The sequence below is a fragment of the Gracilibacillus alcaliphilus genome, from assembly GCF_016909015.1.
Lineage (GTDB): Bacteria > Bacillota > Bacilli > Bacillales > Amphibacillaceae > Gracilibacillus > Gracilibacillus alcaliphilus.
The window spans coordinates 1-21371 of the sequence record NZ_JAFBFA010000030.1 but is presented as its reverse complement, the minus strand read 5'-3'; the positions used below and the strand labels follow the sequence as shown (position 1 = coordinate 21371).

24 protein-coding genes are annotated in these 21371 nt (G+C 38.4%); all 24 read left to right on the top strand.

All coding sequences use genetic code 11. From position 1 onward, the window contains the following. Positions 1–110: 110 nt before the first annotated feature. The 24 genes from spoVE (at position 111) to wrbA (ending at position 21246) form a co-directional block, all read left to right on the top strand. A complete protein-coding gene (spoVE, locus tag JOD18_RS18090) occupies positions 111–1217 on the top strand; it encodes a stage V sporulation protein E (RefSeq protein WP_239588206.1) in 1107 nt (368 codons plus the stop codon). Positions 1218–1721: 504 nt separating this feature from the next. Next, complete coding sequence (locus JOD18_RS18085; protein WP_204670523.1) at positions 1722–2528, top strand: cell division protein FtsQ/DivIB; 807 nt, start codon at positions 1722–1724, stop codon at positions 2526–2528. Beyond that, a complete protein-coding gene (locus JOD18_RS18080; protein WP_239588205.1) occupies positions 2509–3186 on the top strand; it encodes a DUF881 domain-containing protein in 678 nt (225 codons plus the stop codon). The genes JOD18_RS18085 and JOD18_RS18080 overlap by 20 nt, the downstream gene beginning before the upstream one ends. Positions 3187–3207: 21 nt before the next feature. After that, entirely contained in the window at positions 3208–3933 is a 726-nt protein-coding gene (locus JOD18_RS18075) for a DUF881 domain-containing protein (protein ID WP_204670522.1), read from the top strand. Beyond that, positions 3933–4286, top strand: coding sequence for a small basic family protein (locus JOD18_RS18070; RefSeq protein ID WP_204670576.1), 354 nt, complete (start codon positions 3933–3935; stop codon positions 4284–4286). The genes JOD18_RS18075 and JOD18_RS18070 overlap by 1 nt, the downstream gene beginning before the upstream one ends. Positions 4287–4487: 201 nt before the next feature. Beyond that, entirely contained in the window at positions 4488–5783 is a 1296-nt protein-coding gene (ftsA, locus tag JOD18_RS18065) for a cell division protein FtsA (RefSeq protein WP_204670521.1), read from the top strand. Positions 5784–5848: 65 nt separating this feature from the next. Further along, a complete protein-coding gene (gene ftsZ, locus JOD18_RS18060) occupies positions 5849–7018 on the top strand; it encodes a cell division protein FtsZ (RefSeq protein WP_204670520.1) in 1170 nt (389 codons plus the stop codon). A 227-nt stretch (positions 7019–7245) separates the two neighbouring features. Then, positions 7246–8130 (top strand): sigma-E processing peptidase SpoIIGA, encoded by an 885-nt coding sequence (spoIIGA, locus tag JOD18_RS18055; protein ID WP_204670519.1) that lies wholly within the window; start codon positions 7246–7248, stop codon positions 8128–8130. A 26-nt stretch (positions 8131–8156) separates the two neighbouring features. Further along, entirely contained in the window at positions 8157–8876 is a 720-nt protein-coding gene (gene sigE / locus JOD18_RS18050) for an RNA polymerase sporulation sigma factor SigE (protein WP_204670518.1), read from the top strand. A gap of 91 nt (positions 8877–8967) precedes the next feature. Then, positions 8968–9747: an RNA polymerase sporulation sigma factor SigG gene (gene sigG, locus JOD18_RS18045; RefSeq protein WP_204670517.1), complete on the top strand. Its 780-nt coding sequence runs from the start codon at positions 8968–8970 to the stop codon at positions 9745–9747. A 432-nt stretch (positions 9748–10179) separates the two neighbouring features. Beyond that, the gene (locus JOD18_RS18040; RefSeq protein WP_420827809.1) at positions 10180–10440 is read left to right on the top strand and encodes a YlmC/YmxH family sporulation protein; all 261 of its coding nucleotides are present in this window, start codon (positions 10180–10182) and stop codon (positions 10438–10440) included. Between the two features lie 273 nt (positions 10441–10713). Beyond that, complete coding sequence (locus tag JOD18_RS18035) at positions 10714–11868, top strand: betaine/proline/choline family ABC transporter ATP-binding protein (RefSeq protein WP_204670515.1); 1155 nt, start codon at positions 10714–10716, stop codon at positions 11866–11868. A 13-nt stretch (positions 11869–11881) separates the two neighbouring features. Beyond that, entirely contained in the window at positions 11882–12526 is a 645-nt protein-coding gene (locus JOD18_RS18030) for an ABC transporter permease subunit (RefSeq protein WP_204670514.1), read from the top strand. A gap of 46 nt (positions 12527–12572) precedes the next feature. Beyond that, the gene (locus tag JOD18_RS18025; RefSeq protein ID WP_204670575.1) at positions 12573–13472 is read left to right on the top strand and encodes an osmoprotectant ABC transporter substrate-binding protein; all 900 of its coding nucleotides are present in this window, start codon (positions 12573–12575) and stop codon (positions 13470–13472) included. Further along, positions 13472–14134, top strand: a complete 663-nt coding sequence (locus JOD18_RS18020) for an ABC transporter permease (RefSeq protein WP_204670513.1) — start codon at positions 13472–13474, stop codon at positions 14132–14134. Before JOD18_RS18025 ends, JOD18_RS18020 begins: the two co-directional genes overlap by 1 nt. Before the next feature lie 742 nt (positions 14135–14876). Beyond that, a complete protein-coding gene (locus JOD18_RS18015; RefSeq protein WP_204670512.1) occupies positions 14877–15431 on the top strand; it encodes a GbsR/MarR family transcriptional regulator in 555 nt (184 codons plus the stop codon). Positions 15432–16302: 871 nt separating this feature from the next. Then, on the top strand, positions 16303–16749 hold the full coding sequence (locus JOD18_RS18010) for a hypothetical protein (RefSeq protein WP_204670511.1): 447 nt from the start codon (positions 16303–16305) through the stop codon (positions 16747–16749). 379 nt (positions 16750–17128) lie between these two features. Then, a complete protein-coding gene (locus tag JOD18_RS18005) occupies positions 17129–17584 on the top strand; it encodes a MarR family winged helix-turn-helix transcriptional regulator (protein ID WP_204670510.1) in 456 nt (151 codons plus the stop codon). Positions 17585–17826: 242 nt separating this feature from the next. After that, positions 17827–18765 carry a VOC family protein gene (locus JOD18_RS18000; RefSeq protein ID WP_204670509.1) on the top strand — a complete coding sequence of 313 codons (939 nt, stop codon included), beginning with the start codon at positions 17827–17829 and terminating at the stop codon, positions 18763–18765. Between the two features lie 39 nt (positions 18766–18804). Next, positions 18805–19416, top strand: a complete 612-nt coding sequence (locus tag JOD18_RS17995; protein ID WP_204670508.1) for a flavin reductase family protein — start codon at positions 18805–18807, stop codon at positions 19414–19416. 50 nt (positions 19417–19466) lie between these two features. Next, entirely contained in the window at positions 19467–19640 is a 174-nt protein-coding gene (locus JOD18_RS17990; protein ID WP_204670507.1) for a VOC family protein, read from the top strand. A 36-nt stretch (positions 19641–19676) separates the two neighbouring features. Further along, positions 19677–19877, top strand: coding sequence for a hypothetical protein (locus JOD18_RS17985; protein ID WP_204670506.1), 201 nt, complete (start codon positions 19677–19679; stop codon positions 19875–19877). Positions 19878–19905: 28 nt separating this feature from the next. Further along, on the top strand, positions 19906–20511 hold the full coding sequence (locus JOD18_RS17980; protein ID WP_204670505.1) for an alpha/beta hydrolase: 606 nt from the start codon (positions 19906–19908) through the stop codon (positions 20509–20511). Positions 20512–20634: 123 nt separating this feature from the next. Continuing rightward, positions 20635–21246 (top strand): NAD(P)H:quinone oxidoreductase type IV, encoded by a 612-nt coding sequence (wrbA, locus tag JOD18_RS17975; protein ID WP_204670504.1) that lies wholly within the window; start codon positions 20635–20637, stop codon positions 21244–21246. Positions 21247–21371 lie beyond the last annotated feature (125 nt).

Below are 21371 nucleotides of genomic sequence, written 5' to 3'. Positions count from 1 at the left end.
TTAATCCGGTAAAATGGCTGATTGCGGGAGATTCCTTTTGTTAACAGCCAGTAAAAGGATAAATAGGACAAGAAAGCCCCTAATCTTTCAAAAAAAGGTGGGGGTTTTTTATGGTACAAATGCAAAAACAGCATAAACCAGACTATTTATTAATAGGTATTATTTTTGCGATCTTGCTGTTTGGTACAGTAATGATATATAGTGCATCATCGATTTGGGCTGCCTATAAGTTTGGTGATTCCTTCTATTTTCTGAAGCGGCAGATTTTGTTTGCAGGGGTAGGGGTAATTTCTATGATGATTGTTTCACATATCCCTTACTATCAATGGTTGAAACATCGAAAATGGATTTTCATTGTGTGTGTCGTGTTACTAATTGCTGTATTGATCCCCGGTATCGGAATGGTAAGAGGGGGAGCCAGAAGCTGGATAGGTGTAGGTGCATTTAGTATACAGCCTGCAGAATTTATTAAGTTGGGGATGATTATGTTTTTAAGCGGATTTCTTGTGCAGCACCAAGACAAACTGTCATTGTTTAAGAAAGGGTTCCTGCCTCCATTAGGCATGTCCATAGCTATCTTCCTTATTATTATGTTGCAGCCGGATTTGGGGACAGGCATGGTCTTTTTGCTGACCTGTTTTCTACTGATATTTGTAGCTGGTGCAAAGTTTTCTCACTTTATCTTTTTGGCGGGATTTGGCGTTATTGGTTTCTTGTTACTAATTATCTCTGCACCTTATCGTATCAATCGTATTATTGCTTTTTTAGATCCGTGGGAAGATCCATTAGGTACAGGCTTTCAAATTATCCAATCTCTATATGCCATTGGGCCGGGCGGTTTATTAGGAGTCGGATGGGGGAACAGTTTACAAAAGTATTTTTATTTACCTGAACCGCACAATGATTTTATCTTTGCTATTATTGCGGAAGAGTTAGGTTTTATTGGTGGCTGTTTCGTTATTGTATTGTTTTTTTTATTTGCTTGGCGTGGGATTTTAACAGCTATTCATGCACCAGATTTATTTTCCAAGTTACTTGCGGTTGGGATTATTGGCATGATTATGATTCAGGTTATGATTAACATCAGTGTTGTTATCGGTTTAATTCCAGTAACAGGCATTACATTACCATTTCTAAGTTATGGCGGGTCATCGTTGACCTTAACCCTTTGTTCGGTAGGCATTCTGATTAATATTAGTAAATATCGACAGCAATAAAGTAATATTTTCCTGGCTTCTTACATGAAAACAAAGTGCTTATTTATCCTGCCAGAATTATCTGTACGGCCCTATTTCAAGGGTCGCTTTATTCCCCATTTGCATCTTCAAGTCTTAAAGATGCAGGTGGGGATTTTAGATGTGGTCATCCTGCAATTAAATCGTGTCCATTGTATATTTTTCATATTTTAAAAAAAATTAAAATCACTTATATGAATGATGTCTATCCTTGGATGACTATGATATAATGATTTTACTATGAATGATTCTGGAAAAAAAACGTCATTCGTTTGTCTTGCAAGATACGGAAGTACGAACTGTAACTACATGTGAAACGGGATAAGCTGGCCAAGCGCCTTTTTGGACAAGTCATGATGGAAGCCTTTTTGCTATTCATCTAACAATCCAATAGGAGAATGCTGCATGTATTATCTCACTTTCAGACAGTTGCTGTACTTCGCTTACTCGTTGATATCCAAGATAGATAAAAAAGGAAGTAATGTAATGGCACAAAAAAGAGTAGTATCAATTGAAGATCGAATACCTAAACTAAAACAAGAGCGAAGAAAACGGGCTAACCGGAAATTAGTGATGTACGTATTTATTTTCTTCGTATTGATTTTTATTGTGATTTATTTGCAGTCACCGATGAGTTATGTCAGACATGTTAATGTGACAGGCTTAACCTGGCTGGATCAAGAAGAGATTAAGAAACAAAGTGAGATTGAGGAGGACGCCAACTTTTGGAGTGTTCGTTCTTCCCAAGTAGAGGAAAACATATTGACCAATCCGCAAATAAAGGAGGTTCACGTAACTAAATCGTTTCCAAGTACGATTAATATCGAAGTTCATGAACTTAGTCATGTCGCCTATGCTAATATAGATGGTGAATTGCATCCGCTTTTGGAAAATGGTGATATGCTGCAGAAGGTCAATTGGAATGAGGCAAATGGTGAAGTACCTATATTAACGGGTTTTGAAGAAGACGCTTATCTAAAGGAGTTTTCAGACGAGTTGGCCCATATTTCCACCTATGTGACAGCACTTATTTCTGAAGTTCAGTGGCTGCCTACAGAATCTAATCCCTATCATATCCAACTCTATATGACAGACGGTAATGTAGTAGAATCTACGATCCGAAATTTCTCGTCTGTCTTTAATAATTATCCATCGATTGCCAGTCAACTAGATTCAGATGTACAGGGTGTGATCAAGATTGACGAGGGTGGTGCCGTCTTTACGCCATATGATGCAGGTGAAGATGAGGAAGAAGGGGAAGAAGGGGAGACTGATGAAGCGGATGAGGCGTAGTCAGTTCCTGTATGCCTGTGTCTTTCTTGTTTTAGGATTTCTTCTTGCATTTAACTATAAATTTACCAGCTCTTCCAGCCCTGCGCAGATAAATAAACAAACTTGGCAAGAGGATTTTAACTATAAACAGCAGCTGAATGAACTAGAAGAGCAAAACAAACAATTAAGAAGTGAATTAAACAGTATTCGACAAGAGATACGCACCATGGAAGAAGAGCTTAGCCAGGATACAGATATGATGAAAAATCTGGTACAAATGAAAAATAACCTTCAGAAGCTTACAGGTGATTTCCCCATTTATGGTGAAGGAGTTATCATTACATTACGAGATGCTGATTATATTCCTAGAGAAGATCATGCCAATCAATATATTGTGCATGACCGGCATATTCACCAAGTGGTGAACGAACTATTTAGTGCGGGAGCGAAGGCGGTTGCTATTAATGGGCAGCGCATCTACCGCAATAGTTACATCTCCTGTGTAGGCCCAGTTATCTCAGTGGATGGAACTCCTTATCCCGCTCCGTTTGTCATTTCTGCAATTGGGGACCAAAAAATATTGGATACAAGCCTGAATTTGCAGAATGGTGTGATTGACATGCTGGTACAGGAAAATATTGAGGTGGCGATTGAAAAACAATCGACGATCGAAATGTAAGGTAAAGGATAAGTGATAACCATGAAAAAAAGAATACCTGAACAAGCTTTTATGTTAAGCTTTATTTGTTTGTTAATTGGTTTTATGGTCGCTATCCTGTTTAATTCTAATAATCATCCAGAAGGCCGTGATACACGAGATACTTGGGAAATTAGAACAGCTCTGTTAGAGGAGCAGCAAGTACAGCAAGATCTCTATCAGGAGATTAGGAAAGAAGAGGAAATGTTAAATGAATATCAAGAACAATCTGAACATCAGCAAATGGAGGCAATAAAAGAATCAATTGAAACCTTGCGTACAGAAGCTGGTTTATCAGAAAAGAGCGGAACAGGGGTCGAGATAAGCCTATTGCCTTTGTTTTTGAATCAAGAGAAACAAGCGTATCCGACGCTTCACGCCGAATTTTTGCATCAGCTGATTAATCAATTAAATGCAGCAGGAGCGGAAGATATTGCTATTGAAAACCAGCGTTTGATTGCGATTTCCCCGATTCGAATGGTAAATGGAAGTATCTATGTTAATAACAGCTCTATCGGAGATTTACCATATATCATTCATGTATTGGCAGAAGATGTGGAGAAATTAAAGCTTCAGTTAGAGTCAAGTGAGATTCATGATTACTTCGCATTAGAGGATGTGGAAATCGAGATATCAGAACCACAACCAGTTACACTTCCGCCATACGATGAGGTAATTGATTTACAGGAGATACATACACAGGATAACCTAGAGAAGGATGAAGAATGATGTGGTTACCAGCCCTGTTTTTGATCATTGGATTATGCATTGGTATTTTAACAAATGTATCGATCCCTGCTGATTATATAAACTATCTGTCTATAGCAGTTTTGGCTGCACTTGATACCCTTTTTGGAGGAATCAGGGCTCAATTAGAAGAGAAGTTTGATCAAAGTGTTTTCGTATCAGGATTCTTTTTTAATGTAAGTTTGGCAGCGTTGTTAGCTTTTTTAGGTACACAGTTAGGAATTGATTTATACTTAGCAGCCATATTTGCCTTCGGTGTGAGACTGTTTAATAATCTGGCAAGTATAAGAAGAATATTATTGTTAAAGTATAAACAACGAAAGGACGCGGTGTGAACGCTTGTTCGCAAAATATAAGTCTTTTGGACTATTATTGGTTGCAAAAGTAAATTATCTGTAGTTCATTGTATATTTTTTCACTCAAATCACAGATATTCGTGTAAAATTGTATTGTTTTTTATTATAATAGACTTTACACAGTTCACAATTAAATTAAAATAGACGTAATTAGGGACACATTGTAGCAGGAGGTGCCTTATGGATAATGGAGAAATTCTAGTCAGTTTGGATATCGGGACATCAAAGATAAAAGTAATTATAGGTGAAGTTTTAGGAGAATCCCTAAATGTAATAGGTGTGGGGACGGCTAAATCTCTAGGAATGAAGAAAGGTGCCATTGTAGATATTGATGAAACCGTCCATTCCATCCGTACAGCTGTTGAACAGGCGGAAAGAATGGTGGATATACATATTGATCGTGTCATAGTTGGTATCAATGGCAGTCACGTTCAATTGCAGCCTTGTCACGGGGTTGTAGCAGTATCTAGTGAGGATAAGGAAATTGGAGAAGAGGATATTCACCGGGTATTAGATGCGGCTCAAGTCATGTCCATTCCACCTGAACGAGAGGTAGTAGATGTTATCCCAAAACAATTTATTGTCGATGGATTGGATGAAATACGTGACCCAAGAGGCATGATTGGTGTACGATTGGAAATGCAAGGCACTATCATTACTTGCGCTAAAACTATGCTTCATAACATCTTAAAGTGTGTGGAGCGTGCTGGCCTGGAGATAATGGACATTTGTTTACAACCATTAGCTACCGGCGAGGTGGCATTATCCCCAGATGAGAAGAGCTTAGGTGTTGCACTGCTTGATATTGGCGGGGGAAGTACTACTGTTTCTATATTTGAAGATGGAGGGCTAACCGCTACTAGTGTTGTACCACTTGGAGGCGACAACATTTCAAAAGACCTGTCTATGGGGTTAAGAACATCTTCCGAAGAAGCAGAAGAAGTTAAACTAAATCATGGACATGCTTTTTTCCCTGATGCAGATCCAGATGATGTGTTTGAGGTCAATATCATTGGCAGTAATCAGAAACAGACGTTTAGTCAGCCAGAGCTTGCTGAAATCATTGAAGCCCGTTTTGAGGAAATATTAATTCATAGTGCACAGGAAATTCAAAAAATGGGTTATAATGAAATACCTGGGGGATTGGTGCTTACTGGGGGAGCAATGAGTATGTCTGGGGCAGTTGAATTGGCGCAAGATATTTTCCAAAGTAATGTGCGTATTGCCATCCCTGATTATATTGGTGTACGTGAACCTTTGTATACCGCTGGAATTGGAATCTTGAAATTTGCTTACAAGAATGCGAAAATACAAGGGAAAGAATTTGTCAACGCAGTAACAATTGATGGTGAATCACCACAATCAGAGAGAACGAAAGAGAGTACAAAGCAACCGAAGAGGTCCACTTCCAAAGATCAATCAAATACAAAGAAAGAACCTAAACTTGCTAACTTTTTTAAATACTTCTTTGATTGATAGATAAGTGCAGAAGACTACAGAGAGATAGATTATAATTCTAGTATATTTTAGGAGGAAATAGCATGTTAGACTTTGACACAAATATGGACCAACTGGCAACGATAAAAGTTATTGGTGTCGGTGGTGGCGGTAATAATGCCGTGAATCGAATGATTGAACATGGCGTACAAGGCGTTGAATTTATTGCAGTAAACACAGATGCACAGGCATTAAACCTATCAAAAGCAGAAGTGAAAATGCAGATTGGTTCCAAATTAACACGAGGTTTAGGAGCTGGCGCAAACCCTGAAGTGGGTAAGAAGGCAGCTGAAGAAAGTAAAGAACAAATTGAAGAGATTCTCAAAGGTGCCGATATGGTATTTGTTACTGCCGGTATGGGCGGCGGTACTGGAACAGGAGCAGCCCCAGTTATTGCACAAGTCGCTAAGGATGTTGGTGCACTGACAGTTGGTGTGGTAACTCGACCGTTTACCTTTGAAGGAAGAAAACGTGCTACACAAGCAGTTTCTGGTATTGACGGACTAAAATCAGCAGTCGACACCTTAATTGTCATCCCAAACGATCGTTTATTAGAAATCATTGACAAAAACACACCAATGCTTGAAGCATTTAGAGAAGCAGATAATGTACTGCGTCAAGGTGTCCAAGGTATCTCCGATTTAATTGCTACTCCAGGTTTAATTAACGTTGACTTCGCCGATGTAAAAACCATTATGCAGGATAAAGGATCTGCCTTAATGGGAATTGGTGTGGCTACAGGTGAGAATAGAGCAACGGAAGCTGCCAAGAAAGCAGTTTCTTCCCCATTATTAGAAACGTCGATTGATGGTGCACATGGTGTACTAATGAACATTACTGGCGGAACAAATCTAAGCTTGTATGAAGTACAAGAAGCAGCTGATATCGTCACCTCTGCGGCAGACCAAGAAGTGAATGTTATCTTTGGTTCTGTTATTAACGAGGACTTAAAAGACGAAATTGTGGTGACTGTGATTGCAACTGGTTTTGATGAAACGCAAATGAACAATACACAAAGAAAACAGCAGCCATCATTGCAAAAAATGACAAAAAGGGAACAAGAACCATCCCAAACCCAAACACAAGCACAAAATCAGGCGCACACAGAACAAAAACAAGAAAGCTATCAGCCGCAAGCCAACCTGCGGTCGAAACAAGAAGAGGATCCATTGGATATCCCAACCTTCTTAAGAAATCGCAATCGAAGAAGATAATAGTGATAAACAACTGCATTCATCTATCATGGTGAATGCAGTTTTTTCATGTACATTTCCCCTCATTCGTTTTGTCAATAGACCTCATTTCTCTTTTCTACATTTTTTTCTTATATATTCAAAAACTAGTTGGTTTTTGCAGACAAACTGTGACAGACTTTTAAATGGCTTTACTTTATACTATGAGACAAGTTGTAAAGATTATGACAATAAAGAGGGACCATGACGTGATTATATATGTAGAAGTCATATGGTTATTAAATCTTTTGCTCGATTGGATGCTATTATTACTAACGCAATCTGTGACTAAACATGAAACAAAATGGTACCGTTTATTTTTAGCGGGATTATTTGGTTCATTGATTGTTCCGATTACCTTTATTTTTCCGGATGTAAACCTTCATTCATTATGGATTAAGGTTTGTTATTCGCTTATTATGATTTGGATTGCCTTTCCATTTCGTAATTTGGCCTATTTTGGTAAATCATTATTTAGTTTTTATTTTATGACGTTTGCAATTGGTGGTGGCTTGATTGCCATTCATTTCCTGTTATCAGCAGAAAATCATGCGTCGCAGCCTTATCTTGCGTCCCACCATATTCATGGATTATTTGTTTTAATCGGGTTTCCAATCGTTTTTTTCTTTACAAAATATCGAATGGACCATCATCGTATGCAGCAATTTCAGCAACAATTTTTTTATAAGGTAACGATTCAATGGTCTGGGAAACTCCTATGTACAACAGGCTATCTGGACAGTGGGAATCACTTAGTTGATCCATTGAGCCATCACCCTGTCATCATGGTTGATGAAGGGCTGTTATCCCAATGGATGGATCAGGAAGAGATATATGACTTGCGGACAGCTAGTCAATCATTTGGAGAGACAGATTTGCTGCAGGCGAAACACTTTCAATGGATTCCCTACCAAGGTGTAAGTGGAGAACAACAAATGATGCTGGCCTTTAAGCCCGACTATTTGAAAGTAGAGTTGCCTAACCAGACAATTACAACCAGCAAGGTGCTGATTGGTATACAATTTGGACATTTAGTAGCAGATGGCAGCTATCATTGCTTATTACACCCTAAACTGTTTCAACAGGCCGGGTGATACTAATAAATGAAGGAGCGAATGACATGATTCCAGTAAAGCCTAAGCACAAAATGATTATGATCAAAATTCTCAAAAAATTAGGATTTAAAGTAAATGAAATTTACTATATTGGAGGCAGCGAGGCATTGCCCCCACCTCTATCAAAGGAAGAAGAGTTTGAACTAATTAACCGTCTTCCTGTCGGAGATAAGGCGGCAAGAGCTATGTTAATTGAGCGTAATTTGCGCCTAGTTGTCTATATTGCCAAAAAATTTGAGAATACTGGGATTAATATTGAAGATCTGATCAGTATTGGAACGATTGGCTTAATTAAAGCTATTAATACCTTCAATCCAGAAAAAAAGATCAAGTTAGCTACCTATGCTTCACGCTGCATTGAGAATGAGATACTGATGTTTTTAAGAAAGAATAACAAAATTAAAACGGAGGTATCGTTTGACGAACCACTAAATGTGGATTGGGATGGAAATGAACTGTTGTTATCAGATGTATTAGGTACAGATGAAGATGTAACCTTCAAAGATTTAGAGGAAAATATTGATAAAAGTTTATTGCGTAAAGCGTTAGAACAATTAAACGGTCGAGAGCGACAAATCATGGAACTGCGCTTTGGATTAGTAGGTCATAAAGAGATGACACAAAAGGATGTTGCCGATCTCCTAGGCATTTCCCAGTCCTATATATCTAGGCTGGAAAAAAAGATTATTAAACGACTGCAAAAGGAATTTAATAAAATGGTTTGAACGCAAGTGGTAAATGATGGATGATGCATAAAAACCCTCCGATTGGTGATACTGATTTTTGAGAAGGATCTCCAATTGGGAGGGTTTTTGTATGAAAAGAAACAAGGTTGAAATATGTGGGGTAGACACTGCAACATTACCCGTTTTAAAGAATGAAGAAATGCGGCGACTATTTCGAGAAATGCAAAGTGGGGATCCATTTGCACGAGAAAAATTAGTTAATGGGAATTTACGTCTGGTTCTAAGTGTTATTCAACGCTTTTCCAATCGTGGAGAATATGGTGATGACCTGTTTCAGGTAGGTTGTATTGGGTTATTAAAATCCATTGATAACTTTGATTTAGGACAAAATGTAAAATTCTCTACTTATGCCGTACCAATGATTATCGGTGAAATTAGACGTTATCTAAGGGATAATAATCCGATACGTGTCTCACGTTCACTAAGAGATACGGCTTACAAGGCATTACATGCAAGAGAGAAATTATTAAGTCAAACAGCAAAAGATCCTTCCCCTGATGCCATTGCTGAGGAATTAGGCGTACCGGTTACAGATGTTATTTTTGCGCTAGATGCAATACAGGATCCCGTTTCTTTATTTGAACCGATCTTCAATGATGGTGGCGACCCTATTTATGTCATGGATCAAGTCAGTGATGAGAATGTTCAGGATGATGACTGGGTGGACCATATTTCTATCAAAGAGGGCATGAAACGCTTAAATGATCGTGAAAAAATGATTGTCAGCCAGCGTTTTTTTCAAGGTAAGACACAAATGGAGGTTGCCGAAGAGATTGGGATTTCTCAAGCACAAGTTTCCCGCTTAGAAAAGGCAGCAATCAAAGAGATGAATCGAGAGATGTTTGAGTAAAAAGTGATGGCGACATCACTTTTTTTATAAGATCAGAGTTTATATCCATCCCCCTATGAAAAAACAGTAATCCATAGCAGGATGAGCAGTGAAGGGACAGATTTTTCAATGGATGATTTTGATCGTTTTTTTGTGCTTGACAGCGCTTCGGAAATAGGCTGCGCTTTCCGCAGGCTTGGCTCAGCCTCCTTGTCCGTCCCCGTGGAAAGCGAAGTGGTTGACCGGAGCGAGGCCTTGCACTCTTTTCAAGTCAAAATGTGGATATAGCCATTTCACATTATTTGATGTAGCTTACGTTTTGCTTCTGTTTTTTCTAATGATTGGAGTGAATAATTAAAAATCTCGTCGAGAAACAACCATAAATCACAACAGATTACATATATTTAATAATAAGGGGAGGTGCTTGTTTTGATCACGCTTACGGCGCTGCAAATGAAGGACATTGTCTTTATTGAAGATGGTACTCGGGTAGGACATGTTACAGACATAGAAATTGATGTAGACGTTGGGAAGATCACTAACCTGGTGATTGCTACGAAGACAAAGACACTTGGCATGTTCGGAGAATCCCGTGAAGTAATTATCCCTTGGAATCAAATAATTAGGATTGGTCAAGATGTCATCCTGGTGAAGAAAAATGGCCAAACATTCCCAGCCAATGCACAGCATACCGATAATATGCTCCTCCCATAAATTGGGTAAATGTTAGGAGTATTTAATGGAATGTGATTAATAATCTGGTATATATGGAATAATAAACTAACAAAAAGCAATAATACTGGTCAAAAAGAGCTGTAATTGGAAGGAAATAAATGATTAACAGTTTGTAAAATCCGTACAATATAAATTGTACGGATTTTACACATTATATAAAGTTATATGCTGTTTTCATCTTTTTTGTTTATTTTATAAAATAAAGAAGATATAGAAAAAAGCAGTACGAGGCAAATTATGGAGGTGTAAACATTGTTGGAGTTTAAACATGTTTATAAGAAATACGCAGATGGAACAGTTGCTGTTAAAGATTTAAACTTAAAAATTAACAAAGGAGAGTTTGTTTGTTTTATTGGTCCGAGTGGATGTGGGAAAACAACCACCATGAAAATGATTAATCGGCTAATTGACGTAACGGAAGGAACTATTCTTGTCGATGGCAAGGATATTACAAATCAAGATCCTGTTCAATTACGTCGATCAATTGGCTATGTCATTCAGCAAATTGGGTTAATGCCCCATATGACAATTAAAGAAAATATTGTTCTTGTCGGCACCTTATTGAAGTGGCCGGAAGAGAAAAAGGATAGACGAGCTCATGAACTATTGAAGCTGGTTGATATGCCAGAAGAGTATTTAGATCGTTATCCGCATGAACTAAGTGGTGGTCAGCAGCAGCGTATTGGCGTGTTACGTGCATTGGCAGTCAATCCGCCGTTAATTCTTATGGACGAGCCGTTTGGCGCCTTAGACCCAATTACTCGAGATTCCTTACAAGAAGAATTTAAGAAATTACAAAGGGAATTGGACAAGACGATTATTTTTGTTACACATGATATGGATGAAGCTCTTAAACTAGCTGATAAGATAGTGATTATGCGCAGTGGTGAGATTGTTCAGGCAGATACACCTGATGAAATATTGAGAAATCCAGCCAATGAGTTTGTTGAAGAATTCCTTGGACGTGAGCGACTAATTCAAGGTAAACCGGATGTAACGACCGTTAAACAAATAATGTCAACAAGTCCTGTAACAGTACAGACTGCTACACCATTAAAAGAGGCGGTATCCTTAATGCGTGATCGCAGGGTAGATTCCTTATTAGTGGTAGATGAAGATAACGTATTAAAAGGTTTTTTTGATATTGAAATGGTTAATTTAAATCATAAGAAAGTGACAATTGTAGACGAATTGATGGAGACCAATGTATTTTCCGTAGCAGAGGACAGTTTGCTTCGTGAAACAGTACACAAAATACTCCGTCGTGGCATGAAATATGTACCAGTAGTGGATGATCATAAACACCTTAAGGGCATCGTGACACGAGCTACCTTAGCAAACTTAGTGTACGATACCATTTGGGGTGACGGAACAGAAATGGAAGAAAATAGTAGAGTGATGGAATAGGAGGTGCAGGATCGTGTTAGAATTTCTTTCAGCGAATTGGAACGATTTATTGGTCAAAACATGGGAACATTTTTATATTTCGCTGGCAGCAATAATTTTGGGAGTTATTGTCGCAGTGCCATTAGGTATCCTTTTGTCCAGAGTGCCTAAATTTGCAGGTCGTTTTATATCTTTTATCGGCATTTTACAGACGATTCCGAGTTTAGCAATTCTTGCGTTTTTTATCCCCATTCTGGGTGTTGGTAAACTGCCAGCCATAGTTGCACTTTTCTTTTATTCCCTCTTACCGATCCTAAGAAATACGTATATTGGTGTACAAGGGGTCAATGATAGTGTGATTGAAGCAGGAAAAGGCATGGGAATGAATGACTGGCAGTCGATAATCAAAATGGAATTGCCTTTATCACTTCCGGTTATTATGGCTGGTATTCGGTTATCAACTGTGTATTTAATTGGCTGGGCCACATTGGCTTCCTTTATCGGGGGAGGCGGTTTAGGTGATTTTATTTTTGATGGCTTAAACCTGTATCAGCCTGCTTTGATTGTGGCAGGGACAGTACCAGCTACTATTTTGGCTGTAATCGCAGATCGTTCGTTAGCAGTGGTGGAAAATAAATTAACGCCAGAAGGACTAAAGGATTCTTATAACGCCGTTTAAATTGGAGGTGTACACGGTGAAAGACAGAATATATAAAGGCACACTTATGACTATATTATTAATAATGCTGGCAGGGTGTTCATTACCTGGTCTTGCAAGTACGTCGAGTGACACGATTAAAATCGGATCAGCAGTAACATCCGAAACTGAAATTTTGGCAGAAATGCTGGCGATTATGATTGAAAGAGAAACCGATGCACAAACAGATATAGTCTCTCATTTAGGATCATCGATTGTACAACATCAAGGTATGCTTCGCGGTGATTTGGATATAACGTCAACCCGATATACAGGTACAGACTTATCTGGTGCACTGGGAATGGATCCAATTACAGATCCAGAAGAAGCTTTAGAAATTGTGGAGAGAGAGTTTCAAGATCAATTTAATCAAACATGGGGACCTACCTATGGGTTTGATAACACTTATACTGTAGCTGTTACACAAGAATTTGCTGATGAGCATGGTATAGATACGGTATCTGATTTAGAACCATACAGTGATGATTTAACATTTGGTGTAGATAATTCATGGATAAACCGAAAAGGTGATGGATATGACGGGTTTCAAAAGATGTACTTTGCTTTTGGAAAAGTATATCCAATGGATATTGGATTAGTATATGAAGCAGCAGCAACAGGCAGCATGGATGTTGTGCTAGCTTATTCTTCTGACGGACGGATTAAGGAATTTGATTTGAAAGTGCTAGAAGATGATAGGAACTTTTTTCCACCGTATGATGCATCACCTGTAGTAACAAATGAAATCTTAGAGGAGTATCCGGAAATCCAGGATATTATGGATCGTCTGCATAATCAAATTTCAACCGAACAAATGCAAGAACTTAATTATAATGCCGATGTTAAATTAATGAATCCTAGAAGCGTAGCTCAAGAATTCTTGGAAGAACATAATTATTTTGAGGACGCAGAAATGGGGGATGAGTAATGGAAACAGTGGAGCAATTCATATTCTATGTCAGTCAGAATAGTGGCTATATATGGGAACAATTTTATCGGCATTTTTTAATGGCTGCTTATGGTGTGTTATTTTCAGCCATTTTTTCCATCCCTTTAGGAATTCTGATTGCAAAATACGGTAAATTAAGCAGCTGGGTCTTAGCGATTGGCAGTATCATCCAAACAGTACCAGCACTTGGTGCAATGGCAGTCATTATGATCGCGATGGGGCTTGGCACCAACACTGTTATTGTTACGTTGATGCTTTACTCGATCCTGCCGATTACACAGAATACGTATGTAGGCATGAAAGAAGTAGACAAAAATATTGTGGAGGCAGGCTTTGCCTCAGGTATGACAAGATTTCAGCTGTTACGTATGGTCGAATTGCCGCTAGCTATTAGTGTGATTATGGCAGGTTTGAGGACGGCATTAGTGATTGGAATTGGTATCGTGGCAATAGGTGCCTTTGTGGGAGCAGGTGGTTTAGGCGCAATTATCTTGACCGGGACAAATGCAACCAATGGAACAGCGATTATTTTAGCAGGTGCGATTCCTACGGCATTAATGGCTATTATTGTTGATGTGTTCATGGGGTGGATTGAAAAAAAACTTCAGCCTGCTAAAGTTGATAAACCGAAAGCCGCTTAGACCGAGGCTTTAGTAAACAGCTGGAGGGAAGGTATTGGAAATAAAGCAGTGAACATTTTCCGTGTGTTTTGAGTAATAGGACACTTCTACATGCCAATGTCTATCGTCCAGGTGATACAATCTATCTCCCGCACTTTTTATAATAAAGAGCTGAATGGATTCGAACATGAATACTTGAGTGCTCTCAAGATGGAATTGGCGTGAACGGCAAATAATTATGTCAATTAAAGTTTGCTTCAAATGATTTTGTCCCTTTGTATGGGAGTAACCATTTGATTGTCAGCTATTTTTTAAATTAGTAATATACAAGCACATAATGACGTGTTAGTCTATTCTGGTAAGCATTTTTCTCAAGCATCACACTTACTAGAAACGATCCAAGCCCATATTTTACATTAGTGCCATCTGCTTTTTTAGAAGTAGCTGTCAGGGTATCTGATGTGGCATACCTATAAAATTGTAGGGGCATTTCATCGTGAACCGGTTGATAGGGTGAAAAAGCTGGTTTGTCTAGAATGACAAATTAATTCCACGGCATATTTATATAGTGAAGAAACAGCGCTTGTTTATTGGTATGAAAGCATCACTATAAAACAATAGCAGAATGACCAATCGCAACAATATGATTATGGTCAGCGGTCTTTGAGCAGGTTTATCAGGGTGAACCACCCCCTTCACATCTCATACTGAAACTTGAGAAAATCGACGCTTAATCTAATGCGCTTATGAAAAGGAGATTAATATGTCAAATCAAGATGAAATGATCACCGATGTGGAAACACAATTTATTGAGAAGATAACAGATAATATGAACGGGTTTGGTGCGCCGACAAGCGTCGGCCGTGTACTCGGGATTATTTATATGAATAGGGAGCCGATGACCTTAGATGAGCTGGCAGCAGAAACAGGGATGAGTAAAACTAGAATGAGTCAGGTTGTCCGAGAAATGATCGATATGAATATCGCAGAACGCGTCTTTAAGAAAGGGATTCGTAAAGACCTCTATCAAGTAGAAACAGACTATTATGAAACATTTATTTCGCTGTTTACTTCCACTTGGAGGAAGGCAATTAACCGTAACCGGCAGTTTGAAAAGCGCTTGACCAAGAGTATTGACCAGTTGATGAATAATGATGAATTAACAGACGAAAATGAACAAAAGATAAATGAACTGTTGGCAGAATTGCATCAATGGAAAGAATATTATGATTGGATTCGGCGAGTGAACGACTTTTTCGAAAGTGGCGAAATTTTTAAGCATGTTCCAAAACAAGCAGATGACCATAATACAAAGTAGATCAAAAGGGGCTGTCGCAAAATGTTGCATTTTGTGACAGTTTTTTTGAAAGATAAGCGTACAATGTCAAATATTTTTTTAAAGTTTTTGGATAACTCTAATACACCTACCGTAAATGAATTTTTTTTAAGTAGCATTTAACCAAGTTTATATATGAAACAGGCCTCCTTTTCTTGATTCAGAAATGGGTAACACTTGTTTCTTTCTCTGCATGGATGCATTCTGGCATAGAGTACAAATTAGAATTAACGTACTGATTCGCATTTACAGACGGTGAGTAAAAGAAATCCCTCTGTTTGATGGAAGAGGGATTTCTTTGTTATATAATGCAATATTTTGGTTGTGCCAATCATAGGCCTTTAGCTTTTGCTTTAATAGAAATAGCTCACGAGATAGTTGTTCTAAAGGCTTAGAAACACTCTCTTTCGCTGCAAAAAGCAGCTTTTCAATTGCTGTCTTCCTCATTTTGAGGTTTGTTTTCGGTAGGAAGAGTAATAGATCCATGAGTAAAAACATATTCCCTGTAATCTTATAGGAGAGTTATATTCGATTTCCTTATTTTGACTGAATAAATGTGCAAAGAATCACTCCAGCCAAGCCCTTCGCTTTTCAACGTACAGGATGTCGCAACGTTAGCCTGCCAAAGGGGCGGCATCAGCTAACTAAAAAAGTGATAAAAGTCCTATTTTTGAAGAAAATGACTATGGTCACTAAAAAATATTAGGATAATGATGTAATATTAGCACTATGTGCATAGTGAGAAAGATATCAGCAATTTGGTTTTGAAAGTGGCTTTCCGAAGAATGAGATTCTATGTTATCAGAAAAAATTCACACATAATGAAATAAAGCATCATGAATGGAGTGAAGTAATGATTTTGATTAAATGGACATTGAGAAAGTTGATCGAAGCTCTTTTATCTGCTTTTACGCTTAGTATTATTATGGCTATGATTTATTATCAGCCGCCGCGGAAAGGTTATCCGGAGGCTCCAGATTTTGAAGGTATTTTTCAACTTGTTTTTATGGTCTCCATCTTTGTTTTTATAATTGGAGGAATCCCTGCCTCCACCTTAATTGAAAGCATAATGAGAAAAATAAATTTTCGGTATCGAGCCTCTGCTTATGTTCTCCATCCAGTCCTATATATTTTTGCTGGTTTTTTGGCGGGTATACTATTTGCTCGGCTTATAGGTATTAACCTGGATGGACAGCTCATTATCGTACCCAGTCTGATTGGAGGAGCGTGTTTTTATATTGTTTCCTTATGTATGAATACAATGATCAAGGTTTTTAAGGAGCAGGGCGATGAGGAATGAAGCTAGAGACTAATAAAGCTGATCAAACCAATATGAGATTAACGTTGAAATTATGTCACTATTTTTTCTTTTATTATTGCTTACAGTGATTTTTATGATTTTCTAGAAGCGATTCCTATCTATTAGTGGTGAGCCTGATTTGGTTGAATCTGATCCATTTGCTGATGTGATGAATGTTAAGATATGAACCATTGCATCGATACTCTAATAATACCACAATGAACGTACGCTGAATATGTAAGAAAAAATGGCATAACAGATAAACGTACCTGTAAAAAAATGTTTTTGAAAACCTGTTGACAAAGGGAAATATACAATATATAATTTATGTTGAATTCGAGATAAATTAATTCGAGATAATTTAGGAAGAAGGGTGCCTATGGGAAATCAAATAAATGACTATCAGGAAGAAGAATTGTCTTTAAAACTGTTTATTGTTTTAACCCGTGCCCTAGAATCTTTGAAAAGGCGGGTAGAAGAGGATATCAAATCAACAGGGTTGAATCCGACTGAATTTGCAGTTCTCGAACTTGTCTACAACAAAGGGGAACAGCCAATTCAGAAAATCGGTGAAAAAGTGTTGATTGCTAGCAGCAGTATTACGTATGTGGTCGATAAATTGGAGAAGAAAAAATTATTAGAGAGAAAACCTTGTCCGCATGACCGACGTATTACTTTTGCTGAGATTACGGCTGAGGGAAGAGATTTAATGAATAACATTTTTCCGAGACATCGAAAGGCAATTAAAGAAATATGTGCTGGTTTAGATAGAGAGGAAAAGCAGCAGTTGATTGAGCAGTTGAAAAAACTGGGCTACTACGCACAAAGCTTGTAGAAGAAGTTCAAAAAGTTTAACCAAAAATAACATGGTGAATTTTTTGAAATTTTTTTGTGAGATTATCTCGAATTAATAATATACGAATTAGAGATTAAATGAAATTAGGCTAATTAATTGGAATATGGATAAACTAGAAATGTTTATTCATCAAAGAAAAAGCAATAAGCAACTAAAAACGAGATAACAAGGACTGTTGATTCATAAATACAGAACGGAATTTTTAAAGGAGAGGACAGAAGGTGACAAAAAGAACAAGTGGCATTCACCATATCACCGCAATCGTTGGTCATCCGCAAGAAAATCTTGATTTTTATGCTGGTATTTTAGGCTTACGTTTAGTGAAACAAACCGTAAACTTCGATGATCCAGGGACATATCATCTTTATTTTGGTAATGAAGGTGGTAAGCCAGGAACCATTATCACTTTCTTCCCATGGGCAAATGCATATGCAGGGAAAATTGGTGATGGTCAGGTAGGAGTGACTTCTTATGTTATTCCTGAAGGTGCGCTTGAATTTTGGGAGGAGCGTCTAGAGAAATTTGAAATTCCTTTTAAGAAAACAAAACGCTTTGGTGAATCGTACATCACGTTCGATGACCCACATGGACTTCATTTAGAGTTTGTCGAACGGAAAGAAGGAGAAAACAATACTTGGACTTTTGGAGATGTTACTTCGGAAGTAGCAATTAAAGGGTTTGGAGGAGCAACATTATTGTCTGCACAACCGGAAAAGACAGCTGACTTATTAGCAAATGTAATGGGGCTTGAAAAAGTAGGCCAAGAAGAAGACCTTATCCGTTTCCGTTCGGCCGCCGACATTGGAAATGTGGTTGATTTAAAAACAAACTCAACTGAAAGGGGGCAAATGGGAGTAGGCACAGTTCATCATATTGCATGGAGAGCAGATGATGATAAAGACCAATTAGAATGGCAGCAGTATGTTGGGGAACAAGGCTATGGCGTAACCCCTGTGAAGGATAGAAATTATTTTAATGCGATCTATTTTAGGGAGCATGGTGAAATTCTATTTGAAATCGCAACAGATCCACCAGGATTTGCACACGATGAGTCAGAAGCGACAATGGGACGTGAATTAAAGCTGCCGGTCCAGTATGAACAGCACAGAGAACAGCTGGAACGTACACTGATTCCGATTCAGGTAAGAGAATTAGATTAATTCGTAACTAGCAGTATATGAAAAGGGGGAATGACGACGATGATTTCCATTACTCCGGATTCTATGACAGAGAGAGAAAATTATAAATTTCTGACTGGGAGTATTATTCCAAGGCCGATCGCTTTTGTTACGACATTATCTGAGGCGGGTACGATAAATGGTGCTCCATTCAGCTACTTCAATATTGTATCGTCTAATCCGCCGATGATTTCTTTATCATTACAGCGTTCTGGAGGGGAGCAAAAGGATACAGCAAGAAACATCCTGAAAAACAAAGAATTTGTCATTCATATGGTTAACGAACAAAATGTGGATAGAATCAATCAAACGGCTGCACCCCTCTCGCCGGATGAGAGTGAAGTGGAACTGGCAAAGCTGACACCGACAGATAGTAAGAAGGTTTCTGTGCCGGGGATTCGTGAAGCAAAGGTGAGATTAGAATGCACGCTGGAACATTCTCTGGAATTAGGAGGTACTGGTGACTTACCTGGCTGTGACTTAATTATTGGAAAAGTAGTTCAGTTTCATATCGATGAGGCCATTTATGAACGTGGCAGAGTGGATGCAAAAGGATTAGCTGCCGTAAGTCGGTTGGCGGGCGCTAACTATGCAAAGCTAGGTGAAACCTTTGCAATAGAACGTCCTAAATAATGTCAAAATAGCTGTATTAATGTCTGTACAGCCTAATAAAACCGCTGCTGTTGGAGGAAATATTAGGATTTGAAAATATTGGCGATCAAGATGGTTTTTTAAGGTTTCAATCGAAAGCTGCGGTTGGCAATACAGCAGATATTAAATTAACACCATCTGTCTGTGGATTGATGGGAGCTGGCACCGTTCACCATATAGCCTGGCGAGCGAAGAATGAGGAATAGCTATTCCAATGGCGTGATTTACTTGAAGAAAAAGGAATGCATCCAACGGAAATACGTGAACGAAATTATTTTAAAGCTGTTTATTTTATGAAGAAGGCGGAATTCTTTTTGAAATTGCAGCAGATCCGCCAGAGTTTGCAGTCGATGAAGCGCTGGATGAACTTGGTAGCAGGCTTATGCTGCCGCCATGGCTGGAGTCTGAAAGAGTCGCTTTTGAAGAAATCTTGCCGTCTGTAGAGGTAAGAATTTTGGAGGAGGATAAAGTATGAAATATATTTTTCAAAAAGGAAATGATCCTAGTAAACCGACGTTTCTGATGTTGCATGGAACAGGTGGGAATGAATTAGACCTTCTGCCGCTTGCTGGAAGAATTGATGAAGATGCTTCTGTATTGAGTGTCCGTGGAAATATTTTAGAAAATGGTATGCCTCGTTTCTTTAAGCGACTGGCAGAGGGAGTATTCGATGAAGAAGACCTTATTTTCCGTACGAAGGAGCTGAATGAATTTCTGGATGAAGCAGCAGATGAGCATGGTTTTGACAGGAGTAATGTCATAGCTATTGGCTATTCTAATGGAGCAAATATCGCAACAAGCTTATTGTTCCACTATCAAGATGCATTAAAGGGTGCTATTCTTCATCATCCGATGGTGCCAAGAAGAGGGATGGGTTTACCTGACTTATCCGGGAAATCTATATTTATTGCCGCAGGAACTAATGATCCAATCTGTTCACCAGAAGAATCTAAAGAATTAAAAAACTTATTAGAAAAAGCAAATGCAGAGGTGGCAATTCATTGGGAAGATCGGGGTCATCAATTGACAATGCAAGAGATAGACGCTGCCGGCAAATGGTATGAGCAATTAAAGTAAGGCATTGACAGGAAGTAAATGAATCACCTCCAATGTTTTGAACACAACTTATAATGAGGTGTCACAATGGGATTTTTAAATAAATTATTTGGAAAATCAAATCAATCAAAGGAGATGGAAAAAATGTCAAACACAAAAGTAGCAGTTATTTTTTACAGTATGGGTGGTACCAACTACCAAATGGCAAAATGGGCAGCAGAAGCAGCAGAGGCTAATGGTGCGGAAGCAAGAGTTTTAAAAGTACAGGAATTAGCTTCTGAAGCTGTAATTGAAGGAAATCCAGTATGGAAAGCAACAGTAGAAGCAACTAAAGATGTACCGGTTGCTACCTCAGAAGATTTAGAGTGGGCAGACGCCATTATTTTCAGTGTACCTACACGTTTCGGAAACATGGCTTCACAAATGAAACAATTCCTAGATCTTCAAGGTGGACTTTGGGCTAGTGGAAAAACGGTTAACAAAGTAGTTAGTGCCATGTCTTCGGCACAGAATCCGCATGGCGGGCAAGAAGCAACCATTCTATCATTATACACAAGCATGATGCATTGGGGAGCCATCATTGTTCCTCCAGGTTACTCTGATGAATCTATATTTGCCGCTGGTGGCAACCCTTATGGTACCAGTGTTACTGTGGATCAAGACGGGAAAATGGTTGAAAATATCGAAGCTGCAGTAAAACATCAGGCACAGCGTACAATTACAGCTGCTGAATGGGTTAAAAAAGGAAATCAATAATTCATATATTGAAGAAGATGGTACCTCTTTTGATATGCTCCCTTTATAGTAGACAGAGAAATAATAAAAATTCTCACCTATTATGAAGGGAGTATTTTGTATGTCTAAAAGAATGACCAAACAGG